Origin of the sequence: Microseira wollei NIES-4236 (assembly GCF_020521235.1) — a bacterium.
In the GTDB taxonomy this organism is placed as follows: domain Bacteria; phylum Cyanobacteriota; class Cyanobacteriia; order Cyanobacteriales; family Aerosakkonemataceae; genus Microseira; species Microseira wollei.
Map to the genome: position 1 here is coordinate 1 of NZ_BLAY01000085.1, position 16,531 is coordinate 16,531.

Below are 16,531 nucleotides of genomic sequence, written 5' to 3' on the forward strand. Positions count from 1 at the left end.
CCTGCCGTGCCCCTAGCAAACCGATGGTGCTGGATTGGCTTCGCTGGTGGCGGCACGGCAAGCATCAAATCTGCGCTTGTAGATCGTTTTCTCCTGCCGTGCCCCTACCAAACCGATGGTGCTGGATTGGTTGCACCTATTGCGAGCGTCAGATCTGGCGCGCGCAACTGCATGGCCTACCTTTTTTTGCTGGCGATTCTGCTTGAGAGACGCACTCGCGTGCAGCGAAGCTATCGCGGAGCGCGAATCGCGCTTGAATTCCAAACGCTCCGAGTCTGGCAAAGCAGTTACCCATACCTATAGGATACTGTTATTGATTGGCGGTCTGACCCTTCATCTTGGCTTTTTAAGTTAATCAAGCACTGATATACCGAACCTAAGACGCAGATGGAGAAGGTGAGGAAGATATTACTGCCTCACCTTTTCCATCTCCTCCGTCTCCCCCCAAGCGGATTCGGTTCATCAGTTAGTTAATCCGTGTTCCAGGGCGTAGCGTACTAACTCGGTGCGGCTGTTGGTGCCGGTTTTGCTGAACAAGCGGCTGACGTATTTTTCGACGTTGCGGACGCTGGTTTCTAGGCGACGGGCAATTTCTTTGTTCATTAACCCTTCTGCCACTAAATTGAGAACGCTTTGTTCTCTGGGTGTGAGGTCTATTTTTATCGGTGGGTTGGTTTGCGCGATCGCTGGTCTTTGTTGCAATTGTGCCTTAATTTCTGCCAGCTGACGCGCTATTTCTTCCAGGTTAGTACCTTCCCCTGTATTATCAGTACCAGATCGACGTTCGAGCAAGTTTTCTACAATCGCTACCAACTCATCAGGGTCAAACGGCTTGGATAGATAAGCATCGCATCCCGCGTTATACCCTTGAATGCGGTCTTTTGTCATGCCTCTAGCTGTTAAAAATACTACTGGCAGCGACTTGAAACGGGGATCTTCCCGCATTTGCTTGAGAAACTGATAGCCGTCCACTTGAGGCATCATGATGTCTGTAATCACCAATTCCGGCGTATTCTTTTGCAATTTATCCCAGCCTTCGTTGGCGTTACTAGCAACATCGACAGTAAAGCCGCTATCTTCCATATAAGCTTGGACGGCTTCCCGCAGTCCGGGTTCATCATCCACCACTAACAAATGTGCCGACATCTCTTGTCACCTTTCGATTTCACTACTACTTTTCAATGTAGCGAAATTTAACGACTGTCTAATGCTTCTGCGCGGCCTGGAAGGTTTATCTTCAAGACTGGTACAACTACCTACCTCTTGGATAATCGGGTTCTAACTAGGGAATGATTTCTACTTCTGTTCCTTTTTGCACGAATTGGTACAACTCATCCACATCTTTGTTTTTTAACGAAACGCACCCTAATGTCCAATTTGACTTCTTTTTTATCAATGCATCATCGGGTGTGCCGTGAATTCCGATTTCGCTGCCAATTGAGTCATTCCATTTTATTTTCCCATCTCCCTTGGCTTTGAAATGTTTCCTCCAAGAATATTTTGTCGGATAATCCAACCAGATAAACTTTGACCATGCGGCGTGGGGATAAAGGTCTTTTATTTTAAATTTCCCTTCGGGTGTTCTTTTATCTCCTGCTTTCAATTTATCGTCTACTGGATTTGATCCGAACACTACCGGATAGGATTTTATTGGCTTTTTATCGTAAAAAAATGTCAGTCTATACTTAGATTTTTCCACCAAGATTGAGCTTTTATTTTTATCTATTTTATCTGTACCTAAAATCTGTTTTATTGGCTTGTCATAATTTAAAAAAGAGCGGGGTGCAATGGTTGTAGAATCGTTATCGGTACAACCATTCAAGCACAGGACATCCCAGAGATCGGTTAAAGGTGGAAGATAGCCGATGCGGTAAAGTGGGAAGTACAGGCAACAGGTAGCGATCGCAAAAACGCCCAGGCCAATTAAATTGTTTTTAACCTGGCCTGGGCGTTTTTTGACATTCATTGCCATGAATCGGTTTCTTGTACAACAATCCCTAAATTAATTTTGCAGCTGTAGGGAACATTCTAGTTTCAAGAAACCCGGTTTTTTAGAAAAACCGGGTTTCTGGTCAATTAAAATTCTTCTACACCTTGCCCCTACTATGGGTTATTGTAGTTTTATTTTATACCAATTACTGCTTTCAACGCAGAACAAAACTGAGGAGCGCCAGCAGTCCGTTGATGGCGTAAAAGGTAGCAACGACTTTAATTTCTGACCAGCCGCTCAGTTCGAGATGGTGGTGGAGCGGTGCCATTTTAAACAGTCGCTTACCGATGCCGTTGCGGCGTTTGGTGGCTTTGTAGTAACTCACCTGTGCCATGACGGACAAGGTTTCTACAAAGAAGATACCGCTGAGGAGGAATAAGCTCCAAAGGCTGTTGCTGACTAAGGCGACGGATGCTAATGCGCCTCCCAGTGCTAAAGATCCGGTATCGCCCATAAATACTCTAGCCGGGTTGCGGTTATGGGCGAGGAAACCCAAGCAAGCACCGCTCATGCTGGCGCAGAATATCGTTAATCCGGGGTTGGTGGGAGCGACGATCGCACCGAGTCCTAAAAGAGCGATCGCGCTGGTTCCTCCTGCGAGTCCATCGACGCCGTCGGTGAGGTTGGTGGCATTACTTTCTGCTACTAGGACAAATGCAGCTAAAGGCCAAAACAGCAGCCCCAAGGGTAAAACCATCCCGAAAGGTAAGGCGATGTTTGCGATTGTTGGGGGTTGGCTAACTAGCAGCCACAAACAAAATAGCGCGCCAAACCCTATTTGCAATGCCAGTTTGGTGCGGGGCGAAATTCCTTTGTTCGATTTGCGGCGCAGGATTTGCCAGTCATCTATCCAGCCGATGAATCCATAACTTAAGGTCAAAACCGATACAGCCACTACGGGGGCGATGTTAGTGATGCCGAGGGTGAAAGCAGACCACACCAGGGCGATTGCTACCGCAGTTGGGATAAAAAAGACACCCCCCATTGTGGGAGTGCCTCCCTTTTTTAAGTGGGATTGGGGGCCATCTTCGCGAATAATTTGTTCGGCTTTGAGCCTCCGCAAGAAGGGCACCACTCGATAACCCAACCAGGCGGTTGTCACGGCAGAAACCAGCAAGGGTAAGGTGAGGGAAGCATCTTGCCACAAAGAGCGGCCGGCGATCAAATCGAGAATCAGAGCGACTACACTGAGTGCTACACAGAGCAATAGGGCTAATCCGGCTCCCGTCAGGTTAAAAGACCTACCAGACGATAATTTTGCATCCACGGTAATATTCCACTCCACACACCAGTTTTCACGCGCCCGACGACGGCATCGGTATAAAATTAACGCTGGCTGGGATTAGTCGTCATCCACGCCCGCATCGTCATCGAAGTCATCGTCGTCGTCGAAGCCAACATCGTCACCTCCCATCAGGTCTGAGATTTCCTCATCGGCTTCATCGAGATATCCTGCCTCAAGATGAGCTTCATCGCGAGCCAAGAGGCGACCTGTGGATTCTAACCAGTCGAGAATCGATGATTCGTGTTTCTGGGGAATCACGGCAGCTGGCTGATCTAGGGGTTGTTCCCGTAAGGAAGGATTTTTGTACATACTTAAGTAGCGTTGCAGCTGATCGTTTCCGCCGCATATTTATCGTTCACTAGAAGTGTACCAAAACTGTTTGCGATCGCAGTACTTATAAAGTAGAGTTATCCATCATGAAAACCCGCTCTTGACTCCCGCTATAAACGCTAGTTTTAGCGGGAGAGGAAAGCTCTGCGGGATGTCGCTTTCCTTGGAGGTTTGAAAACCCCTACCGCCTTGGATTTACTGACGACGTTCGACACGAGAGCATTTGCCTTTTGTCTGGACAGTTACAGACTCGTGTTTTCAACATGTACGGATATGGGCAACAGCTATTAGCTGCACACTTCCCAAAAGCGAGTAAGGTTTGCCTCGCCAATGTTAACGGTCGGTACTTTCCGAACAGCACTGACACTGACCCAACGCACCTGTTTAACCGTTCGGTTACAGAGCTACAGACGGGCACGCATCCGTAGGTGTGAACGTGAACACTTGCCGTTAACGTAGTCCGCGTAGGACTTAGGCTGGTCAACGTGGGCTATCTTTCAAGCCCTCAGCATAGTCAGAGACTTGCTGACGGGTTGTTGACACTTTTAGGTCATGCTGGCAAGGATTATCCTGGAATTGGGCTGCTTTTGTAAAGAGGTAATGGATCGTGATTGGCAAAAGTGAGTTATTGGAAGCGATCGCGGGCAAAAATCGCGGCTTATTGGCAACAGCCGCTGATAAACCAGCAATTTTGTCTCTTATCGCTCAATTAGAAGACCGCAACCCTACTCCACGTCCTACTGAAGCTGCGGATTTATTAGAAGGTGACTGGCGATTGCTCTACACTACGAGTCGCGGTATTTTAGGCATCGACCAACTGCCGTTATTCCAACTCGGTCAAGTTTATCAATGCATCCGTACTAAAGAAAGCAAGGTTTACAACATTGCCGAAATTTACGGACTGCCCTATTTAGAAGGTCTTGTGAGCGTTGCTGCCGAGTATGAGGCAGTTTCAGAACGCCGGGTCAAGGTTACATTTAAGCGCTCGCTCTCCGGTCTGCAACGCTTAATCGATTATCAATCCCCTAGTAATTTTATCGAGCAGATCGAATCAGGTAAAAAATTTACCGCCCTCGATTTTACCATCGAGAGTCGCGAGCAACGAGGTTGGCTGGATATCACCTATCTGGATGAAGACTTGCGAATCGGGCGGGGGAATGAGGGTAGTGTGTTCGTTTTGACTAAAGTTTAAATTGCTAATTGCTAATTGCTAATTGGTGATTAGTTATGGGAAGTATGAAGGATAAAAATGTGATACTTCATAGTTTTTGACAACAGGACTTACGCAAACACCAAAGTTTCTCTCGTAGCAAGAAACCGGGTTTCTCTGAAAAATCCTGGCTTTGAAACTAGAGATCGTAGCAAGAAACCGGGTTTCTCTGAAAAATCCTCGCTTTGGAATTAGAGATCGTAGCAAGAAACAAAGGTGATAGGTTCGTCGTGGGTAAGTCCTGGGCTAGAGAAAAGCGATCGCATACCATGTTACCTCCACAAACTCCAAAAGCGAGATGCCTACGGTACTAAGCGAACGCACATAATCTGATTCACCCCAGCGGTAAATTTAAAACAAATCCAGGTAACACATCTTCTCCCGATAAACTAACCGGAAACTGTAGAATTTCTACCTCGCGATCCGGGCGATAAATTTCCACCTGTTGCGCTTGTGGGTTAATTAACCAACCCAAGCGCAATCCGCTATTAAGATATTCCTGCATTTTCTCCTGAAGCGGTTTCAGTGCGTCTGTGCGCGAGGGCAATTCAATGACAAAATCGGGACAAAAAATTGGTGGAAATTCTGCTTTTTGTTGCTCGGTTAAAGCTTCCCATTTTTCTAAGCTAACCCAAGCAACATCGGGAGAGCGATCTCCGCCATTTGGTAAGCGAAAAATTGTCGAAGAACTAAATACTCTTCCCAGTTGTGTTTGATTATTCCACAACCAGACTAAGCTAATTAAATCGGCTTCTCGATTGCCGCTGACTCCTCCGACGGGTGACATAATAATTAGTTTTCCTTTAGCTGTCCGTTCAAATTGCCAATCTCGGTTTACCTGACACAGATGGTAAAACTGTTCGTCGGTCAAACCTACACTTGCCAAATTTAACACTACTGTTGTCATTGTCTCGACCTCCGCTATAGTCTATCGCTTTTTATTTTAGGCGCTTACTGCTGCGACTGTGCATAGTGTGGAGAGTGCCTTCGCGCCAGCGTTGCAAAGCAATATGGCATCATGTACAACCTGTAAATAACCAACTCTCAAAAACCAGATATCCTAAAAAAGGAAGTATTTGTTTAATTGTGATGACAAACGATACTAATGATGGGGATGTCCCCACAAACGTATATATCGACGTCCGCGAAATGGATATTGATGACCTTGCCCATGTCTATCACTTGGGAGAAGATGTATTTACCAGCGACTTGTATCCTTATATCTATCGCACTTGGGATGAGTGGGAGGTAATTGGACTTTACAATACCGATCCGGAATATTGCCTGGTTGCCGAAATAGATAATCAACTGGCAGGATTTATTTTGGGAACCGTCATCACCAAAGGAAACTGGACTTATGGTTATATTATGTGGTTAGGTGTCAATCCTAACTTTCAGCGTCGAGGTGTGGGAGATAAATTGGTAGATAAGCTAGTCGAACGCATGATTGAAGATGGTGTGCGTTTCATGATGGCTGATACCGATCCGGCGAATACTCCAGCGGTAAAGTTTTTTACGCGCAAGGGATTTGGCAATACTCGCCAGCATATTTTCTTGTCGATGAATTTGAGCAAGCACGAGTATTATGGTAGACTAATTGCTTACGAAAGGGAGAAAGTTGAACGGGCGGCTTATAAGCGATCGCGTCGTCGTCCCTCCGCCAATAAACCCCAAGAAATTGTCAGCGAAGCTGCTACTAAAGTCATCGGCACCGATACCGCATCTGAAAACTCGAATATACCGCCAATTTCCTGACAGATCCCCCCCTGCCCCCCTTGCCAAGGGGGGTGTTTAACAGCAAACATCATATGCCGAATCAACAATCCCAGTGGATACTTTCTCCAACCATTAAACCGCCAGAATGGTTTATTGCAGCTGTTAGACAACAAGCATCGGACTTATGTGGAAATTATGCCGCCCAACTTTTATGGCATCCCAATATTCAAGATGCTACCGGAAAAAAGTTACAATATATTAAGACTGAGTTTCACCTTTGGGATGAATCCTTAAAGATGGGGTTTCCCGGTACTTGGTGGATACAGTGCGATGCAATTGTAGAAATCGATTTTAATTCTGATGAAAAACCCTATAGCCCCTATCCGCGAAGAACAATTACGCAGTCAATTTTTCTCTGAAGTTCATGTGGCGAATATTCAATCGTGGTTTCAATCTCTGATCTAGTTTCAATCTTACAAAAAATATGGCGATCGCAGGAAAATGACCCGAATAATTTACGATCAATTTGCTAAAGATTATTTGTCGGAACTACTAGCGCCTTTAGGAACAGTTAGTTGCAATCGCAACGTCAGTTCAGAAGTGCGCGAAATAGATGTTTACTTCACCCCATCATCTCCGATACAGGATTACGCGAAAAGCTTGGGCATCTTGGGAAGAATGGCAGCTACAACTGCTCTGTTTGAACCGTTTCGCAATCCTGTTACCGTCGGCGAGGTTGGTAGTTGCTTGAGTAAATTATTAGATGTCAAAGGAGAATTAGAACGCAAAGCAAGAAGAGAAAATACTCGTCTTGAAGAATCAGAATTACCTAAGTTATGGATATTAACGCCAACGGCATCAAAAAAATTGCTCAATGGGTTTCGTACCATTCCAGATGAACAAACCTGGGGCAAGGGTATCTATTTTTTGGCGGAATATTTGCGGACAGCCATAGTAGTTATTCATCAATTGCCAAAAACTACCTCAACTTTGTGGCTGCGAATCTTAGGGAGGGGGCGGGTGCAACAGGAAGCGATCGCGCAGTTGACTGCTTTGTCAGTAGATAATCCAGTCCGCGAGATTACGCTAGAATTATTGTACGCGCTGCAATCTAACTTAGCAGTAAATCAAGAACAAGAATTAGATCTGGAAGATCGGGAGTTAGTTATGGCGATCGCACCCTTATTTAGACAGCAATTACAAGCCGCAGAACAACGAGGCATTCAAGAAGGTAGACAAGAAGGCAGACAAGAAGGACAGCGATCGCTATTAGAAAACTTCTTCCTTGTGAGGTTTGGTGAATTAGATGCAAAATTGTCTGCTTTTTTAGTCCCGGTGTCGGCTTTACCTAGTAGGGAATTTACTCTGTTAATCCTGCAATTATCTGCGCTAACGGTGGACTTTCAAGGAATAGAACAAGCCAGACGGTTAGTTGCAGAAAATGTTTTGAGAATGCGGTTTGGGCAATTAGGCGATAGGTGGGACGCCACCCTGGAAGAACGAATCCCTAATCTAGTAACAAATCTACTCGCATTATCACCCGAAGAATTAGCATTATTGCTGCAACAGTTGCCTCAATTATCTGATGAAGAACTCCTAGCCAGACTATCCAATGGCAATGGGTGATGAATTTAGTCATCAACTACTTTGGTTAGTCCCATTGTTTTACGCCTGGAGAGCCGATATTAACCGCTTCTTGATCTTTTCAACTAACAGGCTTTCTTTTGGGATATCGCCCTCATCAAAAGCGATTAGTTCCTCTAGTAGCTCCATGTCGCTATCATCCAAGATAACGGTTAGCATCCTCTTGACTTTCTCGTCACCACCTATAGGGTCTATCGCTAAGTCGATCAACTTCCAGCACTCTTTTTCTATAATCCAAGCCTTTTGTCTTGGTTCCTCAGCGATCCGGCTTCTTACGTGGTTAACCCATGTTCGGTATCTTTCTTCATTGGTGGGCATTTTAACCCTTCCCTTAGTTCCAGCTATCCATCCCCTTATTAAATGCTTTGTTTCATATCATGTCCGATCGATTACCTACGATCGTGAGCCGGGACACGGCACGATTAAAGTTATCTGTTTGTCCGAGATATCTCTGATGCCGTGTCCCTACGCAACTACGGGGTGAGGTTTTTTTATTATGGGCAATTAAACGGACATGATATCAATCCCTAATAGGGATTTAAGTATGTTGCAACGCGGCTCATCAATCGTCTCTTCGTCGTCTCCGGCGTTTCAATCCCTAATAGGGATTTAAGTATGTTGCAACGCAAATATTGCAGCAAAATGGATACCTCATCATCGTTTCAATCCCTAATAGGGATTTAAGTATGTTGCAACACGGGAAGCACTCCGTTGTTGATTCCTTGAAGGACTGTTTCAATCCCTAATAGGGATTTAAGTATGTTGCAACGCTTCTAATTCCATTCGTAACTGGAGCTTCTGTTGCTGTTTCAATCCCTAATAGGGATTTAAGTATGTTGCAACCCGGATATGAAACACTGGAAGTAGACAGTTTTGGCGTTTCAATCCCTAATAGGGATTTAAGTATGTTGCAACAAGCGCTTTCTATTTTCAATAGAAGCTTCTAGCGCGTTTCAATCCCTAATAGGGATTTAAGTATGTTGCAACGTTATATTTCCCGCGGATCCGCGGGAAAGACAGACGTTTCAATCCCTAATAGGGATTTAAGTATGTTGCAACGATTTCTATAGGCAAGGGTGCCTTAGAAAACATAGGTTTCAATCCCTAATAGGGATTTAAGTATGTTGCAACCAACGGGAATTGGTCGCGCTTTTTGTATGTTTATCGTTTCAATCCCTAATAGGGATTTAAGTATGTTGCAACAAGAGAAGTCGCTTGCCGCGACCCGAATCGCTTACGAAGCAAAGTTAGTTTCAATCCCTAATAGGGATTTAAGTATGTTGCAACCTGCTTCTGGGCAAGCGGTAGCAACTGGTATGGGTTTCAATCCCTAATAGGGATTTAAGTATGTTGCAACGTGGACTATGTCCCCATGGAGGGGTACACCGCGCAGGGTTTCAATCCCTAATAGGGATTTAAGTATGTTGCAACAAGTGGAATCACAGCGTCCGCAAACAAATTGGCTGCCGTTTCAATCCCTAATAGGGATTTAAGTATGTTGCAACTTAGCAAAGGAGGAAGCGCTTAATGCCGCAAAACTTCGTTTCAATCCCTAATAGGGATTTAAGTATGTTGCAACCTGAAAAAAGATTCGGAGTTACTTCAAAATCAGCCGTTTCAATCCCTAATAGGGATTTAAGTATGTTGCAACGAGTATTCCGTAGAATGGGTTATCGGTAAATTGTCGGTTTCAATCCCTAATAGGGATTTAAGTATGTTGCAACATTAGGTGAAGACGCTGACCTAGTCATTGTTCCGGGTTTCAATCCCTAATAGGGATTTAAGTATGTTGCAACCGTCAAGGCCACCTGTCGCACCTACTCCGCAATTAGTTTCAATCCCTAATAGGGATTTAAGTATGTTGCAACGTCGAGTTGCCGAAGGAGCCGGGACGTGGTCATGGTTTCAATCCCTAATAGGGATTTAAGTATGTTGCAACAGCCGGTCAGCATGTGTACAAAAGTACAATAAAAGGCGTTTCAATCCCTAATAGGGATTTAAGTATGTTGCAACCAATGTGAGCCATGCATCATCCAGAAAAGGGAAACGTTTCAATCCCTAATAGGGATTTAAGTATGTTGCAACGGGTGCAGGCAGTTAAGTTAGCAGCAACGGATTGAGCGTTTCAATCCCTAATAGGGATTTAAGTATGTTGCAACAAGCGGGAAGTGCCCGCAATAGTTGACAATTTTGGGTTTCAATCCCTAATAGGGATTTAAGTATGTTGCAACGTTCATCGGTAGGTTCCGAAAGCACATTGCTTTGAAGTTTCAATCCCTAATAGGGATTTAAGTATGTTGCAACGTTGAAGGGATTTAGCACCAATGAATGCAACAAAAGTTTCAATCCCTAATAGGGATTTAAGTATGTTGCAACACTGTTCCTTTTGGGGCAGTAGCCGACGAACTAGAGTTTCAATCCCTAATAGGGATTTAAGTATGTTGCAACATGAGCGCTTAGCTTGGATGCAGGCCAGGATGGAGTTTCAATCCCTAATAGGGATTTAAGTATGTTGCAACAAAGCGCCTTTTATGCCTGACTGGCAGTTGGGTAAGATGTTTCAATCCCTAATAGGGATTTAAGTATGTTGCAACTCTTCAAGGGTTGGAGCATCTTTTGTCGATTTTTGTGTTTCAATCCCTAATAGGGATTTAAGTATGTTGCAACCGTATCCATCAGGGGTTGCTCAATCTGTTGCCGCTGTTTCAATCCCTAATAGGGATTTAAGTATGTTGCAACAAGGATACAGCTTGGGCTTCCTCATCAAGTTGCCGGTTTCAATCCCTAATAGGGATTTAAGTATGTTGCAACATTTGCCATTCACTTGTCTCCTCTTTGTTTAGGTGTTTCAATCCCTAATAGGGATTTAAGTATGTTGCAACGCTAGACCCCTATGGAATGGCAGAGGTTATCGCAGTTTCAATCCCTAATAGGGATTTAAGTATGTTGCAACGTATATGGATTTGCGGAGCCTTTCCATATTCTGCAAGGTTTCAATCCCTAATAGGGATTTAAGTATGTTGCAACACAAGCAAGCAAGCAACGATCGATGCCTAATTTCCGGTTTCAATCCCTAATAGGGATTTAAGTATGTTGCAACTCACCAGTACTTAGTGACAGTACTGGTGACAGTGACAGTTTCAATCCCTAATAGGGATTTAAGTATGTTGCAACGAGAAGCGGATAGCCGCTGCACGCCAAACACTGGAAGTTTCAATCCCTAATAGGGATTTAAGTATGTTGCAACTGATAGTGCAAGTGGTACACTCCCAGCACTCTCCATCCATGTTTCAATCCCTAATAGGGATTTAAGTATGTTGCAACCTGTGTATGGGTTACAGGTGGGTGATAAGTTATGGTTTCAATCCCTAATAGGGATTTAAGTATGTTGCAACTGGTAATTTGCAAGATGTTGGTGAGGGTGATGGTGTTTCAATCCCTAATAGGGATTTAAGTATGTTGCAACCGCTTGTTCCTGAAACACTCTCTGTATGTAGTTTTCAAGGTTCGTTACCGGGAGACAATCATAAAAGTACCATTTCAGCGATCGCTCTGTCAACTCCATAGATTTTCACCCAGGCTAAAATCCAATCCCAGTAAGGGTTTGAGCGTTTCCGAGCGGCTATTTTTGTTCCCATAGGCATCAAAGGCTTATGGGGTAAGGGTTCCAGCCGAAAAATTTTACCCTGGTTTTCCAACACCTACCCTCTCCCGGAATTTTTGCTTCAATACCCAAGATTACCTTGGCGCTCGCACTTAAACCCTTTCGCCTTCCACTCTACCAAATTTACTTCAGACAGCGGCCTTACCTCGGTACAGTGGGGCGAGTAAAATTGACCGATAACCGCCCATAACAAACTGCGAGTGACATCAAACGCAGTGACGAAAGATTTTTCGCGATTCCCAGGAATTCCCTTTTCTTTGACGATATCTGTCTCTACCCAAATTCCCTTCGCACCTAAAATGATTTGAGCCATCCATTTAGCGCGGGGTAAATGGCTGGGTGAAGTGATTAATATTACCTTATGAGCTTGCCACTTTTCCAAAATCGGCAAGCTGTAATAGAAATTGCCAAATGTGGAATCGGCACACTTTTCTACCCAAACATTTTCTAGGGAAGTTTTCGCTCTTTGAAAAATGAGTAAAATACAAGGAGCTTGCGAACCTTTGGAAATCAAAATCGGTATTTTAGGATATTCTTTAGCTAACTCGGCGACGTGAATTTCCCTGGTGATGCTGCCTCCCAGTACGAATAAGGCATCGACTGGCTTTTTTGATGCTGCTTGCAAAGTCAGGGTGAGATTAAGCAGCCAAATTCCAATTATCAGGCAGAAACCAAGTATACCCGCTCTCAAAAATTTCTGGCGACGAGGTTTCATAATTGCTAATTGCTAATTGCTAATTGCTAATTGCAATAATCTGGGTTCTTTAATTATTCATTACTCATTACCCGTTCTTAATTGGGTGACTAGATGGACTAATTCTGGCAAAATTAACTGAGAGACGGCTAGTTTGACGGCGTTGCTCGAACCGGGGAGGCAAAATACCAGTTTACCTTGATAGACGCCCGCGATCGCTCTCGATGCGATCGCTCTCGAACCAATCTCCTGGTAACTCATGTAGCGGAACAATTCCCCAAAACCGGGTAAAGTTTTTTCTAGCAGGGATGCGATCGCATCATAAGTCGTATCTCGCGGCGCTATCCCCGTCCCCCCATTAAAAATTAAACCATCCAGATCGGGACGTTTTCCCCATATTTCCATCTGCGCCCGAATTTGTTCCGGTTCATCTTTAACTATTGTATAATCTCTTACTTCATGACCGGCATCTACGAGCAATTGCTTAATTATCTGACCGCTTTTATCTGTTTCCAGAGTGCGCGTATCGCTGACGGTAATAACAGCGCAATTTACGGTTATTTGAGTCGATTCGGGGTGAGGTTGGGGTGTCATAGCAGTGAATTTCAGATTTTAGATTTCAGATTTTAGATTTCAGATTTTAGATGATTGCAGATTTTATATTTTTCCATCTGGCATCTAAAATCTGCAATCTGCAATTACCTAAATCTGCCATCTAAAATCTGCAATCAGCAATTTACCATTACCTATTTAGACTTGCTGAACCCTAAACCATTTTCTTCGGCATAGCGTTCCATAAACCGCATAAAGCGATCCCATTCTGCGGGCGATCGCATGATGTAAAGTGCTTCTAATGCTTCAGGTTGACCGTTGATAAATTTGGCTTTTACTTCCCGCGTCAGCAATTCGCCTTCTTCATCAATTAGGTACATCCCGGTGATTTCCTCGGTACTGGTACTGCTAAGCGCTTTGGGTTTCTCAAAATAAAACGTAGCTGTGCCGGTGCTACCATCCTTGGCGCGGGTTAGGCGCACATCGGGAATTGCATCTTCATCGATACCTCTGGAAAACTGGATTTGAGCCATGAGAGCGGAACCGTTAAATTTTGTAAACGTTTATCATATTATCTTCTCATCAAATGCTGTTTTCTGGCATTTTTGTCGCAAAGGACACTCAGTACAGCGGGGGTTTCTGGCGGTGCAGACTGCGGCGCCAAAGTCCAACAGGGCTAAGTTCCAGGCGGAAACGTTGTTATCGGGGGCTACTTGGTCTGCGGCTTGTTGTAGGGGCTTAGAACGGGCTTTGACGCGATCGCTCGTAGAAAATCCAAAAAATCGCTCTAAAATCCGCGCCACGTTAGTATCGAGAACGGCTTTGGGCTGTCCAAAGGCATTGGCACAGATAGCGCGGGCGGTATAATTTCCAACTCCGGGTAATTCCAGCAACTGGGCTTCGGTTTTGGGGATATTTCCGGCATATTTTGATTGAATCATCCGGATTGACCGGCGCAACCGTTCGACGCGCAAGCCAAGTCCCAAAGGCTGCAAAATGCTGGTAATTTCTTCAAAAGGTGCAGCTGCTAAAGCATCCAGAGTGGGATATTTTTGCATAAACGCCTGGTAAATCGGAGCGACTAAAGCTGCATTGGTCTTTTGCAGCATTAATTCTGCCACAAAAATCCCGTAAGGGTCTGTGGTATTGCGCCAAGGGAAATTTCGCAAATGTTGCTGCGCCCAAGTTTTAATTTGCTGGCGAAACCATCTGAGTTTACCTTGATCGAGATGCTGCATAATGCTTCCTCCAACATAATTGTAGGTTGGGTTGAGGTAACGAAAGAATTTTGCTCAAAGGTTATCAGGGTGATATCATGTCCGGTCGATTACCCATAATCATCAGCCGGGACACGGCACGATTAACGTTATCTGTTTGTCCGAAATATCTATGATGCCGTGTCCCTACGCAACGACTCTGTAAGGTTTTTTTATTATGGGCAATTCAACGGACATCATATGATTGAATGTAGGGGCACGGCATCCGATAGCCTTGCCTATAAACCAACATTATTCTACGCCGTGCCCCTACTAATGCAGGATTTCACCCTACAAATCTAATACCAAATCAAGATGCATCTCGTTCCAATAGTAGGGTAACTGGGCCATCATTTTCAATCGAGACTTGCATCATCGCTCCAAATTCGCCGGTTTCCACTTTTAATCCACTTTGGCGCAACTTATCTACAAAGCGATCGTATAAGTTTTTTGCCGATTCTGGTGCGGCTGATTTATCAAAAGAGGGACGGCGACCTTTGCGACAGTCTCCATAGAGGGTAAATTGACTGATAACTAACAGTTCGCCGCCAATTTCTTGCACCGATTTTTCCCAGCGACCGCCATTATTTTCATCGGCTGGAAATAAGCGCAATTCCAAGCACTTGCGCGCCATCCAGTCAAGTTCTGCTTCAGTATCGGTGTTAGCAACACCGACAAGTAAATTCAGTCCTCGCCCAATTTTGCCCACAATGTTACCGTTAACCGTAACTTGAGAATATTTGACTCTTTGAACAATTACGCGCATGGGAATTTCAGATTTAAGATTGCAGATTGCCGATTAAATTTTAAATCTGCAATCTGCAATTGTTGGCTATTTGCCAAAACCTTTACCGCGATTGGTAGAAGGCAGACAGATGCAGTTTTCTAGCTGCGAGCGCAACTTCTCATGGTCTAAATTCTGCCCGATCAGTACCACTTGGTTTTTCGGTTGACCTTGCCATTCTTCATCTTCTAGGGTAAACCGCTTGCCGCACAGGTGGAAAATATGCCGCTTGGGACTTTCATCAAACCACATAATGCCTTTGGCTCGGAAGACATTTTCTGGTAGTTGATTATCTAAGAAATACTGGAACTTTTTGATCGAAAGCGGTTTGTCGCTTTGGAAAGATATGGAAGTAAATCCATCATTTTCCAAGTGATCGGAATGGTGGTGATGATGGTGGTCGTGGTCGTGATGGTCGTGATGGTGGTCGTGGTCGTGTTCGTGGTCGTGGGCGCAATGACCGTGGTCATGGTCGCACTCTGAATGGTCCTGTGCGTGTGCGTGGTCGTGGTCGTGGTCGTGGTCGTGGTGTTCGTGTTCGTGTTCTTCGGTGTCGAAATACCGATCCGACTCGAATAAACCGACGCTGAGAATTAAAGGAAGTGGAACTTGCGATCGCGTAGTCCTTAAAATTCTCGCTCCTTGTTTGATATCCCGAATCCGGATTTCCAATCTATCGAGCTCCGCTTCATCCACCAAATCGGCTTTATTGAGCAAAATAATATCGCCGTAAGCGATCTGACTGTAAGCTGCTTGAGAATTAAATAAATCCAGACTGAAATTCTCCGCATCTACTACAGTGATAATCGAATCCAAGCGAGTCATGTCTCGCAGTTCGGTTCCCAAAAATGTTAGCGCTACCGGCAGCGGATCGGCAATTCCCGTCGTCTCTACTACCAGATAGTCTACCTTGTCTTGGCGTTCTAAAACTTTGTAGACTGCATTCACCAGATCGTTATTAATGGTGCAGCAAATACAACCGTTACTTAGCTCCACCATATCATCTCCGGTCGTTACGATCAGCTCGTTGTCGATACCAACTTCGCCGAACTCATTCACCAAAACAGCAGTCTTCAAACCTTCCTGATTCTTCAGGATATGGTTGAGCAGAGTCGTCTTGCCGCTACCGAGAAAGCCGGTAATAATTGTAACCGGCATACCGTGCTTTGGGGCGTCGATTGTCTGGGATGAGTCGGAAGTAACAACGTTTTGCATAGCCTAATTGTCCAACAAGGTCAGATAATGAGTATTGAGGTCGATCTTTCTAATTTAGCTTAATAGGTTGATTGTAGAAGCTTCCGTTAGAGAGAAAAGCAAGCGATCGCTATGATATAGCGGATTGCAAATGATTGAGGTAGAGCATCTGTGGCGCTCGTTTGTGTAGCGGCAGGATTAAAGCAGATGGC

The 16,531-nt window shown here is 44.7% G+C and carries 19 protein-coding genes and 1 CRISPR repeat array; of the genes, 6 read left to right on the forward strand and 13 right to left on the reverse strand.

All coding sequences use genetic code 11. From position 1 onward, the window contains the following. On the forward strand, positions 1 to 303 hold a 303-nt coding region (locus MiSe_RS25675; protein WP_226586035.1), incomplete at its 5' end, for a hypothetical protein. Positions 304 to 462: 159 nt separating this feature from the next. On the opposite strand, the gene MiSe_RS25680 is transcribed toward MiSe_RS25675, so the two are convergent. From MiSe_RS25680 to MiSe_RS25695, 4 genes are all read right to left on the reverse strand, one after another. Then, positions 463 to 1,146 (reverse strand): response regulator transcription factor, encoded by a 684-nt coding sequence (locus MiSe_RS25680; RefSeq protein ID WP_226586037.1) that lies wholly within the window; start codon positions 1,144 to 1,146, stop codon positions 463 to 465. 136 nt (positions 1,147 to 1,282) lie between these two features. Further along, a complete protein-coding gene (locus tag MiSe_RS25685; protein ID WP_226586040.1) occupies positions 1,283 to 1,966 on the reverse strand; it encodes a L,D-transpeptidase family protein in 684 nt (227 codons plus the stop codon). A 178-nt stretch (positions 1,967 to 2,144) separates the two neighbouring features. Next, positions 2,145 to 3,257, reverse strand: a complete 1,113-nt coding sequence (gene mraY, locus MiSe_RS25690) for a phospho-N-acetylmuramoyl-pentapeptide-transferase (RefSeq protein WP_226586042.1) — start codon at positions 3,255 to 3,257, stop codon at positions 2,145 to 2,147. Positions 3,258 to 3,332: 75 nt separating this feature from the next. Further along, positions 3,333 to 3,584: a DUF3134 domain-containing protein gene (locus MiSe_RS25695; protein ID WP_226586044.1), complete on the reverse strand. Its 252-nt coding sequence runs from the start codon at positions 3,582 to 3,584 to the stop codon at positions 3,333 to 3,335. A 628-nt stretch (positions 3,585 to 4,212) separates the two neighbouring features. On the opposite strand from MiSe_RS25695, the gene MiSe_RS25700 reads away from it, so the two are divergent. Then, positions 4,213 to 4,797, forward strand: a complete 585-nt coding sequence (locus MiSe_RS25700) for a PAP/fibrillin family protein (protein ID WP_226586045.1) — start codon at positions 4,213 to 4,215, stop codon at positions 4,795 to 4,797. 352 nt (positions 4,798 to 5,149) lie between these two features. Here the strand turns inward: MiSe_RS25700 and MiSe_RS25705 are convergent, their stop codons facing one another. Then, the gene (locus MiSe_RS25705) at positions 5,150 to 5,722 is read right to left on the reverse strand and encodes a Uma2 family endonuclease (RefSeq protein ID WP_226586046.1); all 573 of its coding nucleotides are present in this window, start codon (positions 5,720 to 5,722) and stop codon (positions 5,150 to 5,152) included. Between the two features lie 182 nt (positions 5,723 to 5,904). Between MiSe_RS25705 and MiSe_RS25710 the strand changes: the two genes are divergently transcribed. The 3 genes from MiSe_RS25710 to MiSe_RS25720 all read left to right on the forward strand — a co-directional run bounded on the left by MiSe_RS25710 (position 5,905) and on the right by MiSe_RS25720 (position 8,157). Next, the gene (locus MiSe_RS25710; RefSeq protein WP_226586047.1) at positions 5,905 to 6,570 is read left to right on the forward strand and encodes a GNAT family N-acetyltransferase; all 666 of its coding nucleotides are present in this window, start codon (positions 5,905 to 5,907) and stop codon (positions 6,568 to 6,570) included. A 53-nt stretch (positions 6,571 to 6,623) separates the two neighbouring features. Then, a complete protein-coding gene (locus MiSe_RS25715) occupies positions 6,624 to 6,950 on the forward strand; it encodes a hypothetical protein (RefSeq protein WP_226586048.1) in 327 nt (108 codons plus the stop codon). Positions 6,951 to 7,032: 82 nt separating this feature from the next. Then, positions 7,033 to 8,157, forward strand: a complete 1,125-nt coding sequence (locus tag MiSe_RS25720; protein WP_226586049.1) for an RpnC/YadD family protein — start codon at positions 7,033 to 7,035, stop codon at positions 8,155 to 8,157. 39 nt (positions 8,158 to 8,196) lie between these two features. On the opposite strand, the gene MiSe_RS25725 is transcribed toward MiSe_RS25720, so the two are convergent. The 6 genes from MiSe_RS25725 to MiSe_RS25750 form a co-directional block, all read right to left on the reverse strand. Beyond that, a complete protein-coding gene (locus MiSe_RS25725; RefSeq protein WP_226586050.1) occupies positions 8,197 to 8,493 on the reverse strand; it encodes a hypothetical protein in 297 nt (98 codons plus the stop codon). Between the two features lie 199 nt (positions 8,494 to 8,692). Further along, positions 8,693 to 11,641: direct repeats of the CRISPR family, unit length 37 nt; unit sequence GTTTCAATCCCTAATAGGGATTTAAGTATGTTGCAAC. 58 nt (positions 11,642 to 11,699) lie between these two features. Then, complete coding sequence (locus MiSe_RS25730) at positions 11,700 to 11,876, reverse strand: hypothetical protein (protein WP_226586052.1); 177 nt, start codon at positions 11,874 to 11,876, stop codon at positions 11,700 to 11,702. Positions 11,877 to 11,900: 24 nt separating this feature from the next. Then, positions 11,901 to 12,554: a YdcF family protein gene (locus MiSe_RS25735; RefSeq protein ID WP_226586054.1), complete on the reverse strand. Its 654-nt coding sequence runs from the start codon at positions 12,552 to 12,554 to the stop codon at positions 11,901 to 11,903. A gap of 60 nt (positions 12,555 to 12,614) precedes the next feature. Continuing rightward, positions 12,615 to 13,127, reverse strand: a complete 513-nt coding sequence (locus tag MiSe_RS25740) for a MogA/MoaB family molybdenum cofactor biosynthesis protein (protein ID WP_226586056.1) — start codon at positions 13,125 to 13,127, stop codon at positions 12,615 to 12,617. 152 nt (positions 13,128 to 13,279) lie between these two features. Next, positions 13,280 to 13,618 carry a photosystem II reaction center protein Psb28 gene (gene psb28 / locus MiSe_RS25745; protein ID WP_226586058.1) on the reverse strand — a complete coding sequence of 113 codons (339 nt, stop codon included), beginning with the start codon at positions 13,616 to 13,618 and terminating at the stop codon, positions 13,280 to 13,282. A gap of 33 nt (positions 13,619 to 13,651) precedes the next feature. Beyond that, the gene (locus MiSe_RS25750) at positions 13,652 to 14,323 is read right to left on the reverse strand and encodes an iron-sulfur binding domain-containing protein (protein ID WP_226586061.1); all 672 of its coding nucleotides are present in this window, start codon (positions 14,321 to 14,323) and stop codon (positions 13,652 to 13,654) included. Positions 14,324 to 14,482: 159 nt separating this feature from the next. Here MiSe_RS25750 and MiSe_RS25755 point away from each other — a divergent pair, with 159 nt between their 5' ends. Next, positions 14,483 to 14,644, forward strand: a complete 162-nt coding sequence (locus MiSe_RS25755; RefSeq protein WP_226586063.1) for a hypothetical protein — start codon at positions 14,483 to 14,485, stop codon at positions 14,642 to 14,644. Positions 14,645 to 14,651: 7 nt separating this feature from the next. On the opposite strand, the gene dtd is transcribed toward MiSe_RS25755, so the two are convergent. After that, positions 14,652 to 15,107, reverse strand: coding sequence for a D-aminoacyl-tRNA deacylase (gene dtd, locus MiSe_RS25760; RefSeq protein ID WP_226586065.1), 456 nt, complete (start codon positions 15,105 to 15,107; stop codon positions 14,652 to 14,654). A 66-nt stretch (positions 15,108 to 15,173) separates the two neighbouring features. Beyond that, complete coding sequence (locus tag MiSe_RS25765) at positions 15,174 to 16,340, reverse strand: CobW family GTP-binding protein (protein ID WP_226586067.1); 1,167 nt, start codon at positions 16,338 to 16,340, stop codon at positions 15,174 to 15,176. Positions 16,341 to 16,531 lie beyond the last annotated feature (191 nt).

What these genes read in the sequence shown, in the direction of transcription:
- MiSe_RS25680 (WP_226586037.1), bottom strand. Translation starts at nt 1,146, where the DNA reads ATGTCGGCACATTTGTTAGTGGTGGATGATGAACCCGGACTGCGGGAA.
- MiSe_RS25685 (WP_226586040.1), bottom strand. Translation starts at nt 1,966, where the DNA reads ATGAATGTCAAAAAACGCCCAGGCCAGGTTAAAAACAATTTAATTGGC.
- MiSe_RS25695 (WP_226586044.1), bottom strand. Translation starts at nt 3,584, where the DNA reads ATGTACAAAAATCCTTCCTTACGGGAACAACCCCTAGATCAGCCAGCT.
- MiSe_RS25705 (WP_226586046.1), bottom strand. Translation starts at nt 5,722, where the DNA reads ATGACAACAGTAGTGTTAAATTTGGCAAGTGTAGGTTTGACCGACGAA.
- MiSe_RS25710 (WP_226586047.1), top strand. Translation starts at nt 5,905, where the DNA reads ATGACAAACGATACTAATGATGGGGATGTCCCCACAAACGTATATATC.
- MiSe_RS25715 (WP_226586048.1), top strand. Translation starts at nt 6,624, where the DNA reads ATGCCGAATCAACAATCCCAGTGGATACTTTCTCCAACCATTAAACCG.
- MiSe_RS25720 (WP_226586049.1), top strand. Translation starts at nt 7,033, where the DNA reads ATGACCCGAATAATTTACGATCAATTTGCTAAAGATTATTTGTCGGAA.
- MiSe_RS25725 (WP_226586050.1), bottom strand. Translation starts at nt 8,493, where the DNA reads ATGCCCACCAATGAAGAAAGATACCGAACATGGGTTAACCACGTAAGA.
- MiSe_RS25735 (WP_226586054.1), bottom strand. Translation starts at nt 12,554, where the DNA reads ATGAAACCTCGTCGCCAGAAATTTTTGAGAGCGGGTATACTTGGTTTC.
- MiSe_RS25740 (WP_226586056.1), bottom strand. Translation starts at nt 13,127, where the DNA reads ATGACACCCCAACCTCACCCCGAATCGACTCAAATAACCGTAAATTGC.
- psb28 (WP_226586058.1), bottom strand. Translation starts at nt 13,618, where the DNA reads ATGGCTCAAATCCAGTTTTCCAGAGGTATCGATGAAGATGCAATTCCC.
- MiSe_RS25750 (WP_226586061.1), bottom strand. Translation starts at nt 14,323, where the DNA reads ATGCAGCATCTCGATCAAGGTAAACTCAGATGGTTTCGCCAGCAAATT.
- dtd (WP_226586065.1), bottom strand. Translation starts at nt 15,107, where the DNA reads ATGCGCGTAATTGTTCAAAGAGTCAAATATTCTCAAGTTACGGTTAAC.
- MiSe_RS25765 (WP_226586067.1), bottom strand. Translation starts at nt 16,340, where the DNA reads ATGCAAAACGTTGTTACTTCCGACTCATCCCAGACAATCGACGCCCCA.